The 10,774-nt window shown below is 54.2% G+C and carries 12 protein-coding genes and 1 pseudogene; 7 read left to right on the top strand and 6 right to left on the bottom strand.

The genetic code is table 11. The features are described from left to right. Positions 1–99: 99 nt before the first annotated feature. Positions 100–1,110, bottom strand: a complete 1,011-nt coding sequence (gene dusA / locus IAE38_RS23110; protein WP_201219487.1) for a tRNA dihydrouridine(20/20a) synthase DusA — start codon at positions 1,108–1,110, stop codon at positions 100–102. A 174-nt stretch (positions 1,111–1,284) separates the two neighbouring features. Between dusA and IAE38_RS23105 the strand changes: the two genes are divergently transcribed. From IAE38_RS23105 to IAE38_RS23095, 3 genes are all read left to right on the top strand, one after another. After that, the gene (locus IAE38_RS23105; protein ID WP_442968335.1) at positions 1,285–2,328 is read left to right on the top strand and encodes a tyrosine-type recombinase/integrase; all 1,044 of its coding nucleotides are present in this window, start codon (positions 1,285–1,287) and stop codon (positions 2,326–2,328) included. Between the two features lie 596 nt (positions 2,329–2,924). Further along, the gene (locus IAE38_RS23100; protein ID WP_201219485.1) at positions 2,925–3,821 is read left to right on the top strand and encodes a hypothetical protein; all 897 of its coding nucleotides are present in this window, start codon (positions 2,925–2,927) and stop codon (positions 3,819–3,821) included. Positions 3,822–3,991: 170 nt separating this feature from the next. Then, positions 3,992–4,585, top strand: a complete 594-nt coding sequence (locus IAE38_RS23095) for a hypothetical protein (RefSeq protein WP_201219483.1) — start codon at positions 3,992–3,994, stop codon at positions 4,583–4,585. A gap of 199 nt (positions 4,586–4,784) precedes the next feature. On the opposite strand, the gene IAE38_RS23090 is transcribed toward IAE38_RS23095, so the two are convergent. The 3 genes from IAE38_RS23090 to IAE38_RS24130 all read right to left on the bottom strand — a co-directional run bounded on the left by IAE38_RS23090 (position 4,785) and on the right by IAE38_RS24130 (position 6,276). Continuing rightward, positions 4,785–5,513: a hypothetical protein gene (locus tag IAE38_RS23090; RefSeq protein WP_201219481.1), complete on the bottom strand. Its 729-nt coding sequence runs from the start codon at positions 5,511–5,513 to the stop codon at positions 4,785–4,787. A 380-nt stretch (positions 5,514–5,893) separates the two neighbouring features. Next, on the bottom strand, positions 5,894–6,157 hold the full coding sequence (locus IAE38_RS23085) for a pyocin activator PrtN family protein (RefSeq protein ID WP_201219479.1): 264 nt from the start codon (positions 6,155–6,157) through the stop codon (positions 5,894–5,896). After that, positions 6,154–6,276, bottom strand: coding sequence for a hypothetical protein (locus IAE38_RS24130; RefSeq protein ID WP_268933381.1), 123 nt, complete (start codon positions 6,274–6,276; stop codon positions 6,154–6,156). The genes IAE38_RS23085 and IAE38_RS24130 overlap by 4 nt, the downstream gene beginning before the upstream one ends. Between IAE38_RS24130 and IAE38_RS23080 the strand changes: the two are divergent. The 4 genes and pseudogenes from IAE38_RS23080 to IAE38_RS23065 form a co-directional block, all read left to right on the top strand. Next, positions 6,277–6,663: pseudogene (locus tag IAE38_RS23080) on the top strand (glycoside hydrolase family 19 protein); the annotation flags it as partial. It lies immediately after the preceding gene. Between the two features lie 23 nt (positions 6,664–6,686). Continuing rightward, positions 6,687–7,229 (top strand): lysis system i-spanin subunit Rz, encoded by a 543-nt coding sequence (locus IAE38_RS23075; protein ID WP_201219477.1) that lies wholly within the window; start codon positions 6,687–6,689, stop codon positions 7,227–7,229. A 153-nt stretch (positions 7,230–7,382) separates the two neighbouring features. Further along, on the top strand, positions 7,383–8,177 hold the full coding sequence (locus IAE38_RS23070) for a DNA adenine methylase (protein ID WP_201219475.1): 795 nt from the start codon (positions 7,383–7,385) through the stop codon (positions 8,175–8,177). A gap of 69 nt (positions 8,178–8,246) precedes the next feature. After that, positions 8,247–9,080: a trypsin-like serine peptidase gene (locus tag IAE38_RS23065; RefSeq protein ID WP_201219473.1), complete on the top strand. Its 834-nt coding sequence runs from the start codon at positions 8,247–8,249 to the stop codon at positions 9,078–9,080. Positions 9,081–9,173: 93 nt separating this feature from the next. Here the strand turns inward: IAE38_RS23065 and IAE38_RS24175 are convergent, their stop codons facing one another. Both IAE38_RS24175 and IAE38_RS23060 read right to left on the bottom strand, forming a co-directional pair. Then, positions 9,174–9,404 (bottom strand): helix-turn-helix transcriptional regulator, encoded by a 231-nt coding sequence (locus tag IAE38_RS24175; protein ID WP_328822905.1) that lies wholly within the window; start codon positions 9,402–9,404, stop codon positions 9,174–9,176. 233 nt (positions 9,405–9,637) lie between these two features. Beyond that, the gene (locus IAE38_RS23060) at positions 9,638–10,273 is read right to left on the bottom strand and encodes a hypothetical protein (RefSeq protein WP_201219471.1); all 636 of its coding nucleotides are present in this window, start codon (positions 10,271–10,273) and stop codon (positions 9,638–9,640) included. Positions 10,274–10,774 lie beyond the last annotated feature (501 nt).

Below are 10,774 nucleotides of genomic sequence, written 5' to 3'. Positions count from 1 at the left end.
CGCGCCAATGGCACAGGCCTAATTGGCCCGAAACAAACGTAGGAGCGAGCAAAGCTCGCGATGGGCTGCAAAGCAGCCCCAACCCGAAGGCCACCCAAATCACCGCCCCTGCAGCAACTCCAACGCCTGATCAAACACCACCAGCGGCTCCGCCGCCTTGTGAATATCCGCCGACAGCAACTGCCTGAACCGCCGCGCCCCCTTGAACCCCTGGGCGAGCCCAAGAATATGCCGGGTGACATGGTGCATCGCACCGCCACTTTCCATATGCGCCACAATGTAAGGCCGCAACTGCATCATCACCTCGCTGCGCGTAACCACCGGCGCAACGCTGGCAAACAGCCGCTGGTCCACGTCTGCCAGCAAGTAAGGGTTGTGATAAGCCTCGCGCCCCAGCATCACACCATCAAAGGTTTGCAGGTGCGCCTCACACTCTGCCAGGGTTTTGATACCACCGTTGAGCACGATTTCCAGGTCTGGGAAATCCGCTTTCAGCTGCGCCGCCACGTCATAGCGCAGCGGCGGTACCTCGCGGTTCTCTTTCGGCGACAAGCCTTCAAGAATGGCGATACGCGCATGCACTGTGAAGCTGCGGCACCCAGCCTCGCGCACCTGGCCGACAAAATCGCACAACTCGGCATAACTGTCGCGCCCATTGATGCCAATGCGGTGCTTGACCGTCACCGGGGTCGACACCGCATCGCGCATGGCCTTCACGCAATCAGCCACCAGCGCCGGATGCGCCATCAGGCAGGCGCCGATCATGTTGTTCTGCACCCGGTCGCTGGGGCAACCGACATTCAGGTTGACCTCGTCATAACCATCCTGCTCGGCGAGCCTGGCGCAGGCCGCCAGGTCTGCCGGCACACTGCCGCCCAGCTGCAGGGCCAGCGGGTGTTCGCTGGCATCGTGGCGCAGGAAGCGCTGGGCGTCGTTGTGCAGCAGGGCACCGGTGGTGACCATTTCGGTGTAGAGCAGGGTGTGCTTGGAGAGCAGGCGCAGGAAGAACCGGCAGTGGCGGTCGGTCCAGTCCATCATGGGTGCAGCGCTGAAGCGGCGGGACGGCTCAGGGCGCGTGGTTTGTGGCTTTGAGCCTGATTTAGCGGTCATCTCGTTCAACGTTTTTTGTACCAATTTCGGGGTTTTGGGGCGCTTTTACCAAACGGTTTGTACAACGTACCAACCGACAGACAACGTGTACCAATCTAAGATCGCAACGATCGAACACGTTAAAAGGCCGATGGCAGCAGCTACCTCGTCCAGATCCGCATTAATCGCGACGAGGTGACAGTCTACCAAGAGAGCCAAACGTTCGCCCGCAAACAGGCCGCAGTGGCCTGGGCGAAGCGACGGGAAATCGAATTGGCTGAGCCTGTTGCTATCGAGCGCGTTAACCGGGTAGGGCACACGGTCAAGCAGATGATCGACTGTTACCTGATTGAGCCAGAGAAAGCCCGGCCTCTGGGCGAGACCAAGCGACGCACGTTGAACGCCATCAAGAACAGCTACCTGGATGAGATGGTCGACTCCGATATCAGCCAGCAGGTGCTGGTGGACTATGCCCTATGGCGTATGAGCCCCGCAGGCGGTGGCATCAAACCGCAGACAGCCGGCAACGACCTGGCTCACCTGGGTTCAGTGTTGTCGCTTGCTAGGGCGGCGTGGGAGTACGAAATCAACCCCCAAGCGATGCCCGACGCACGCCTTGTCCTGAAACGCCTCGGCTACAATATGAAGAGCCGGGAGCGGGATCGCCGGCCAACGCTCGAAGAACTCGACAAGGTGCTTGAGCACTTTTTCGAGATGCTTGCACGGCGTCCGACAGTCATTCACATGCCGAAGGTTGTGGCGTTTGCCATCTTTTCTACGCGCCGTATGGACGAGATCGCTCGCATCATGTGGGAGGATCTGGATGAGCACCGCCAGGCGGTGAAGGTGCGGGGCAAGAAGAACCCCGGGCAGAAGATCGGCAACGATGTGTGGTGCCATCTGCCGGATGAGGCGTGGGCGATTGTGCAAAGTATGCCTCGTCAGTGCACTCAGATCTTCCCTTACAACACCGACTCAATCGGCACGGCCTGGTCCAGGGCATGCAAGATGGTTGGCGTGGAGGATCTGCATTTCCACGATCTGCGCCACGAAGGCGTGAGCCGGTTGTTCGAAATGGATTGGGACATCCCGCGCGTATCGAGTGTTTCCGGCCATCGCGACTGGAACTCGCTGCGGCGTTACACCCATCTGAGAGGGCGTGGCGATCGATATACGGAATGGAGTTGGTTAGAGCGGATTATTCAGGCCCCAGTCACCCTAGGTGCTAGGGCTGAGTAGTTGGTGGGGATGCGCATAATTACCATTTGTACTCGTCTTGACTAGTCGGTTGCATCGGGCCTGATCAGTCCATTGGATTGATTGGCACGAAGTGGCTAAGATCTGATCCGCGCCTCCACCCCTGGGTTCGGTCCATATGGTAGGAGCGCCCGCTTTACACCCGTAGCTGCCGTTGGCTAAGGGCAGCTAACAGGTTTGCAGTACTTGGATGTCCGTCTCAACGTCTGAGCGAACCTCTATTCGCTCATTTACCTGACATTCGCCATTCCAATTTCGGTCGTCAAACGGTTTTCTCTTGCCCACTGCCAGCTATCTGAACTAATTTCGGAATTTCCATGACGACCAAACAGGAAAAGGACGGAATGACTGGAGCCTCGCCCAGCGCTAACTCGAAAAAAAACAGGTCTAACCGAGACGACTTTGCTCCTAAAACTAGGACAGCCCTAGCATTAAGGGCAGCTTATCGATGCTCGTTTTCCAAGTGCGGCATAGCAACCGCCGGGCCAAGCGATGAATCCTCAGGTAAGCATGTAAGCATAGGGGTGGCCGCTCACATAGCGGCGGCTGCACCGGGCGGAGAAAGATACAGACCTGACATGACGCAGGAACAGCGCTCGAGTATAGAAAACGGAATTTGGCTCTGCCAAACTCATAGTCGTCTGATTGATGTCAACTCTACCGCATATCCCACCTCGCTACTTCATAAAATGAAAGCGGAGCACGAGCAAGCGATAAAATTAGAGATGGAAGAAATGAAGTCCGCGCCGCAGTGTGCTGATTTTATAGCTATAGGCCCAGATATTGTCTTTGTCGGGGAGCTCGTTGCTGTAGAGGAAAGCACTTGGTCGTTTTTGCTGGATCACTTTGTCATCGGCGAACTAGGGCAGCTAGTTGATTATATTGATGGATTTGGTGGTTTAGGTGCGTGTGATAAGTTTGTATTGGTCAACGATCTCGGTGATGGGCGTGAGCTATCTTGTCCGCCTGCGTGGTCTAAATCTGAAAAGGGAACAATGATCAAAGTAGATGTTTTGAGAAGCTTTCCCCGAATTGATGCGCATCGCCTCCCGATGGATTTGGCTTTAAGCGATGAGCATGACCTTTTCATTGCTAACGGCCAACTGGCGCGAGTGCGCGGTGTAGACTCTCTTCCGCAAAAGATAAAAACTTGCTTATCCACAGTCCGAGGTGAGATTTTTTATGCTCCAACTTACGGAACCCGGATCCGCGAATACTCAACAGAATTTTTCGGATCACCTTGGCTACCCAAGCTGATAAAGCTCGAAACTATACGTATGGCGTCTATTCCATACTCTGAGAAGGGAGCAAACGCTCCCTCTACGCCTCTTAAAGCCGTGCGCAAAGTGATGAGCGTCGACCAGGTCAGCCCGGAGGGGGATGATGGATGGTTCACCTTCCGATTTTATCTAGATGTTGAAGGCATCGGACCTTGGATCAGAGAGATCAAGCTCTTTATTTCCAGGGATTTATGAGCTCAAAAACCGAGTGAGTGCGATCTCTGATAGCCGGTGCCGGCTGACTGTACTCAAAGAGTACCTGTGCAGGGTCGGAGAAAGCCTACACTTACTCAGAATTTTTGTTGAGATGGTTCAGGGTTAGTGCTTTTTGCCGGTTTCCATGAGTTAGACTATACCGATATGTCGTGGGTCTGGAATGCTTTGGGTTATTCATAATTGAAGAAAATTCTAAATATTTAGCTTTTGGGGTAAAAATGGAATTAAATATTCTTGGTATTGTTGATACGGCGGTAAAAATTGGGCTTGGCGCCTTAATCTCCGGAATCTCAACATATTGGATTACCAGGCTGCAGCACAAGAACGACATTACAAAAACAAAGCTAAAGCGACGAGGGGAGTTGATCGAGGAGGTTTCAACGCTAACGGAAGAGTTTTCATCGGCGACACTTACCTACTGGGCGTACATGATTGAGTATGTACGCTGCAAAGCCCAAGATAAAACCGTTCCGGAAGATTGGTCGATTAGGATTAAGAGATCTGAAATAGAGTTGTTTGACAGTTTCAGCAAGCTTGCGAGTGCGGAGGGAAAACTAATTCTTTTCGGTACGGCTAAGTCGCAAGAGTTGTTGCGCGAATATGGTGATTACGTTAAGGAGTTCAGGAGATTTGCTTGGAGTGGAAATAAATCCCTTAAAGAAGAAGATATGAATGCCTATAGAGTGGGTATTATTTCTAAGCGCAAAGGACTATATGAAGAGATACGCGCTATGTATGCGTAGGAAGGGTCGGATTGCGCGGCTGATTTTCTCAAGAGTTTTTAGTAAATTCTAGTTTTACAGCGCTGAAAGTCACCGTCTGCTGTGGGTCGACAGCGGTCATTAGCTAATGGCTACTTTCGACCCGAAGCTGCCGTTTGCGGAAGGCATTCCACGTCCACTAGCGGTTCCTACGCAAGCGTTGGCCAAAACTCGAAGTGGTCTAGCTTGGCCCTGAGTTCGGCGACACAGGCTCGCTCAGGAAGTCGATGAGCTTAGTCCCTAGCTCGGTCGTCCTGCGGGCCAGAATGCCATCGCGTGACATAGTTGTGCCGAGGCCTTGAGTGTTGATAAGGCCGCGCTGATAGAGGTCATCCCAAATGACCTTGTAGATTTGCTCTTTGCCTCGGAGGTCTGGAAACGCATGCTCAATTGCTTGTGTAATACCGCCCATGCTCCAGCTACTCGGGAAATCTACTTTATGCTTCTTGCCCCACTCTTCAGGGCCGGTCATGAGGCTGAGCAAGCGAATATGGGTTACCGTGCAGACATCAATAAAATTGAGGAACAGCTGCCTTAGGTCTTCTTCTGGGCAATGGCCTACCGCAACGTTCAGCACTGCGTTGCGGAGCGCCTCCAGCTTCTCTTGCTGATGACTCCGTATCGCTAGTACCGAGGCCTGCGACACAGTGGTGATGAAGATTTCGTTGTGCTGCAAGCCTTGCTCGGTCACCACACCCTTCCCGATCAGATCGTTCAGCGCGTTACCGACCTGGTTCATCCACTGCACTTTTCGCTCATTCATTGGTGTGTCGATGACTGAGTTGAAAATTTCGACCCCTGCTCCGCCAAGGATGGGCACCGCGCCAATCATGATTCTTGCGACGCGGTGAGCTTTCTCGCCACCTGGCTCAGTTATTGGGTCGATCAGCTCGTTGTCGATCTTGTCCATCTCAAGCTCCATTTGGGGTCGGATGGAGCAGAGATACCTGATAGTTGGTCTTTCGCCAAGTAGCAACGCAAAATAGCAAGGCAGTAGGCTGAGTTGGCGGCAGATTAGATGTACCTTAGATCGGTATTGGCCATTACTGCTAACCGTGACTGGCGGCTATTGGTCAAAAGTGGTCGCGAATCGCTTACTGGATTTGGGCGTTCCCGGGGGGGGGGCGGACCAATTGAATTTATTTGGGCGATCCAGTCGATTCTTTTGGGAGGGCGGGTCGATAGCCGCCGGTCGTAGGCGGCCATCGGCGCAACGTAGCTGTAAGAGTTATTCCGGGCGGACGGCTGACACTGATCAAGTGGGGTGCAATCTCCGTATCAGCCTGTCAGTCACCTCTTATTCAATTGCGTACACTCTTTGCGCGCAGCATCCCGCTGCTGGTCCAGGTAGAGAGCCAGATCTGCAATGTGTATGCCTCGGGCGCTCTTCTGGCTGGATTCAAGTCGGGTGATAGGCAGCTTGGTCTCCCCGGCCAGCACCTTGCGTTGGAATATGAGCGGCGTGAGGTGCGTAAAGTAGTCAGCGCATACCTGTTCAAGAGAGATGATCGCCGTGCCGTTGTACTGCGCCATCAAAACAAATGCTGTATTCACGTGTTGTTCTCCTGTTCCTGCGAGTTCGGCTCATTGCGCTGGCTGAGCACCTGCTCGCTGGCAAGGTCGAACAGCTCGGCGGCAGAGATCGGGGTGACGGACTGCTCGAAATTGCGCAAGGCGTCAACGCGTACCTGGCCAAGTACAACACGGGGCCTTTGGCTATGCGCCTGTGCAACACGCCCGAAGCGGACGGCGACGGGCAGCTGTACCGCGGTCGTTGCCTGATTCAGGTCACCGGCCGCGCCAACTACCGCGACTGCAGCGAGGCGCTGTTTGGTGACAGCCGCTTGCTCAACACGCCGGAGCTGCTCGAGCAGCCGGTGTATGCCTCGTTGTCGGCCGGATGGTTCTGGCAGCGTGCGGGGCTCAACAGCCTGGCCGACAAAGTGGCCAGCGCGGACGACGCGGTATTCGAGCGGATCACCCGAAAAATCAACGGCGGCACCAACGGCCTGGCGGATCGGCAGGCCCTGTACCGTCGCGCGCTTGGGGTGCTGCAGTGATCCTGCCGGCGTGGCTACCGTCCGTGTCGACGATCGCCGCCGGAGTCGCGGTCGGCGTGATTGTCGGCGGTGCATGCGCTTGGTTGTGGCAGGAGAACAGCTACACCCGCCAGTTGGCCGAGCAGTCGGCAGGACACGTCCTGCAATTGAAAGACTTGGGCGAAGGATACAGCCGTGAGCGCGAAGAAGCGGCCGCTGCGGCGCTGGACCAGCTGACCCAGCAACGTGACCAGCGCCGCGCGCTGGAAGAGCGCCTCGACCTGCAGGCGAAGACCCATTCGAAGGAGTTGAACGATGCTCAAAAAAGCCAAGCTCGCTTGCGTGATCAGCTGGCCACTAGTGATTTGCGGCTGTCAGTCCTTGTCGACCGAACCGCCGTTGCCGGCGCGAGTTGTGACGGTGGGCTGCGAGAAGCCGCCGGCGCCGGAGGCGTGGTACATGGCGCCGTACGCGCCCAACTTGACCGAGCGCATGCTCAACGAATTGTCGCCATCACCGACGAAGGAGACCGGGGGCTGATCGCATTGCAGGCCTGCCAGGCCTACGTCCGCGAAGTCACTCAGTAATAAAGAGGCGAGCCGGGACGGATGCGTCAACATCAAGCCCGGCCCGCCGAACCCGCAGACCCTTCCTGCAAGTCCAGCCGTGGCTCCTGCCTTGTGCACAAAGCGCGGCGAGCCTAAAACCTGTTTATCCATACAGTAAAGACTTGCATACCTATGACCTCTCTAATCATCCCCTGGATGGGGGGCAAACGCCGCCTGGCCGACCGCTTGATCCCTCTCTTTCCCCCTCATGAATGCTACGTCGAAGTCTTCGCCGGCGGTGCCGCGTTGTTCTTCATGCGCCCTCAGCCCGCCCCGGTGGAGGTGCTGAACGATTTGAATGGTGACCTGGTCACCCTGTACCGCGTGGTGCAGAACCACTTGGAAGAGTTCGTGCGCCAGTTCAAATGGGCGCTCAGCTCCCGCCAGATCTTTGAGTGGCAGAAGATGACACGCCCCGAGACCCTCACCGATATTCAGCGCGCCGCCCGGTTCTTCTACCTGCAGCAGCACGCCTTCGGTGGCAAGGTCACCGGGCAAACGTTCGGTACCGCCACCACTGGGCCGGCCATCAATCTGCTGCGCATCGAGGAGAACCTGTCCGCCGCGTGGCAACGCCTCGCCGGGACCTACGTCGAGAACTTGTCCTGGTTCGCCTGCGCCGAGCGCTATGATCGAACGCACACGTTCTTCTATATGGATCCCCCTTACTGGCAGACAGCGGGCTATGGCGTCGACTTCCCCTTCGAGGAGTACGAGCGAATGGCAGACTTCACGCGCCGGTGCAAAGGCAAAGTGATGGTTAGCATCAACGACCACCCGGACATCCGGCGTGCCTTCGATGGTTTCCACTTTGAGAGCCTGGACATCCGCTACACCAACACGAATCAGCGGCAGGGCAAGGCGGAGGTTACCGGTGAGCTTGTGATCATGAATTGGCCAGGTCACGCGCTAGATCAGCTCTTTTGACTTATTGCACAAAAGAGGTTTAAGTTATCGAGCTGTGATGTTGAATTGATATCAAAAGTAGAGGGATTTATGGCGTCAATTGCTGAAGAGCTGACTTTCACTACTGTTCGTCTAGAGGGGCAGTTAGCGAACGGGAGTACGGTCGGTACCGGATGTCTTTTTTTAAAGTATGACAGAATTTTTGTCGTTACAAATAAACATGTGGTACGCGGTGTCATTAACGGGCAATTCCATGTTTCGCGAGCAAACGCTGCTGGGGACGGTCCTGAGCTGGGGAGTCCGCTTGCGATTCAGTTTACTGAGCATGACTTTGTGGGGCATCCTGATCCGGATGTAGATGTTGCAGTAATGAATGTTTCGCAGCCTTTGAGTGATTTATATAGGAATGGGACGCCTCCATTTTTTAAAAACTTGGCGGAAAGTCATTTTCCAACAGCAGAACATTTTGATAAATTCATTGGTCCTATGGAGGAGATTGTTTTCATAGGCTACCCAAGTGGTATGTGGGATTCGGTGAATGGCTCTCCGATCTCGCGGCGAGGTATGACTGCTACTCCTTGCTATGTCGACTTTGAAGGAACTAAAACTTTCCTTATCGATGCGTCGGTTTTTCCAGGTTCAAGTGGTAGTCCGGTGTTCATTTATTATGCAGGTGGGCATCCCGATAAAGAAGGTAACCTTTATGCGGGTAATCGAGTTCACTTTTTAGGGCTGATATCGAGTGTGTATCATCGTGATCAAGAGGGGGATATAAAAGTAGTTGCAGTGCCGACCGCTCAGCGGGCATATGCCGAGTTTCGGCAGATGATTGATATCGGTGTGGTGTTTAAGTGGGGTACGGTTTCCGAAACGATCGATCTGCATATGGCCCGTCACGGGCTATCTCACCTCTTGTCTCACTGAATAAGCAATAGTTTGAAAACAATAGCGCCCAGGGGATGCTCTGGGCGCCTTTTATTATTGTGGCTTATGATGATGTTTGGACGGTGCCAGGTATTACTCGAGCAAATGGTAGTCATCTCGAGTTCGAGGGCTTCTGGTAGACCCTCGGCAATTATCTCCGATCATCGGCAGATGACTGGGGATGAAAATCAACCCTTCAGCCTCGAATGCGAAAGCCAATGCTTGCATGGTCACGGCTCTCAGCTCGGCCCCGTCTTCGATGCGTCGTATGGCATTCCTTGAAACGCCAGATCTAAACGCGAGGGCCTCGACGCTCCAGCCCAAGCGTTACCTGGAGGGTTCACAATGAGCACTCTTGAAGCCGTTGGGAAGGTTCTCCATGCACCACTCGATGATCTCAAGCTGATCATCATTAACGGCGAGTAGTAAGGGGTCTTGGTCGATTAGGTCTTCGGACATTGGTATGCCTAACTGTATGGATGAACAGTATATTGCCTTTATGGGTATTGAGGCAAAGGCCGGGTGCGGTAATGTCTTAAAATCCGGGTGGTCAGGTCTCAGGTTGGGTGTGGTGGTTCGCCCGAGAGGCTGATGGCACGAAGAAGCTTTTCGCGTTCTGGGCCTGACAGCGTCTCGAGCCCTTCAATACGGGACTTGAAAAGCCGCTGGAACTCACGGCGGACCCACCATGCTGCAATCGTATGACAGTGCATGTCCTCGTCGGTGACTTGTATGTCATAAAAAGTTCGCGGATGAGTTAATTTGTTTCTTGTATTTTTGGCGGCTGTAAAATCTTGCCAGTCTTCATTGTCTGTGCGGAGTTTAAAATCTAGCGACCAGATTTTGGAAGCGAGTTTGAATGTTCGCTTTATGTTGGTGTCTAGCGGTAAGAACTTTCCATTTTGGTCGGGAAATATTGAGATAGAACCAAGTGTTTCCTTGTCTTTGTCCGTTAAGTTTTCCTCCGAGAAATAGCCCAGACGGACTGAGTACTTCAGCTCTACCTTGATGCACTCTATTGCAGCTTCGATGAATGAAAACACGGCTCTGACAACACAGCGCCGTAGGTATTGCGACCCCTTGTCGGCTTCGAGCGTGCTGTAAGCGGTTACAATATCTGCGTGCAGTTCCTCAAGCAGATCGTGGCTGCGAATGAAACCTTCACCTTCGTTGATCCTGGGTTTGCTGGGCATGCTGTGCTCTCTTGCGTTACTCGGTCTGGGCAATTGGCTGGGCCAGGTCTTATGCGGCTTTAGAACCGCCTAGGCCAATCGATCGCCAAGGGTGATTGTAGGGCAAGTTAAGGGCAATACCGAGACCGCTTTAGCCCGAATCAGGCCATTGCATTCACTAAAACTGCCCAGAGTTAGGGCCTTACGCGGCCTGAGACTTCATCTGGGCGGGTTCAAATCCCTAAGGCGCCAACCCCCCAGTAAAGGGGGGGATGGCGCCTTTTTCTATTTTTACTGAAGCACAATTGGTGTGGGCAATGCTAGTGTCTATGTGCCACCACGCCAACCACGAAGCCCCCATGATTGTTATCGAGGCACTACCTGCGCCAGTCGTTAAAGCCATAGGAGAGAAGTCCTGAATCTGGTTGCTGACTATGTAACGGAGTTATCCATGCGGCATCCCCCTAGGTCGATCGTGTCCCGAGAAGTGGTGTAACTGAACCAACCGAAGGCGCCCTGTGG

It is taken from the genome of Pseudomonas sp. S32, assembly GCF_016648095.1.
GTDB lineage: Bacteria > Pseudomonadota > Gammaproteobacteria > Pseudomonadales > Pseudomonadaceae > Aquipseudomonas > Aquipseudomonas parafulva.
Note: the sequence above shows the minus strand (reverse complement) of the source record. Positions and strands in the feature narration are given on the sequence as shown.

Excerpts from the sequence above, each read along its gene's own strand:
- dusA (WP_201219487.1), bottom strand. The coding sequence starts at position 1,110 with ATGACCGCTAAATCAGGCTCAAAGCCACAAACCACGCGCCCTGAGCCG.
- IAE38_RS23100 (WP_201219485.1), top strand. The coding sequence starts at position 2,925 with ATGACGCAGGAACAGCGCTCGAGTATAGAAAACGGAATTTGGCTCTGC.
- IAE38_RS23090 (WP_201219481.1), bottom strand. The coding sequence starts at position 5,513 with ATGGACAAGATCGACAACGAGCTGATCGACCCAATAACTGAGCCAGGT.
- IAE38_RS23070 (WP_201219475.1), top strand. The coding sequence starts at position 7,383 with ATGACCTCTCTAATCATCCCCTGGATGGGGGGCAAACGCCGCCTGGCC.
- IAE38_RS23065 (WP_201219473.1), top strand. The coding sequence starts at position 8,247 with ATGGCGTCAATTGCTGAAGAGCTGACTTTCACTACTGTTCGTCTAGAG.
- IAE38_RS23060 (WP_201219471.1), bottom strand. The coding sequence starts at position 10,273 with ATGCCCAGCAAACCCAGGATCAACGAAGGTGAAGGTTTCATTCGCAGC.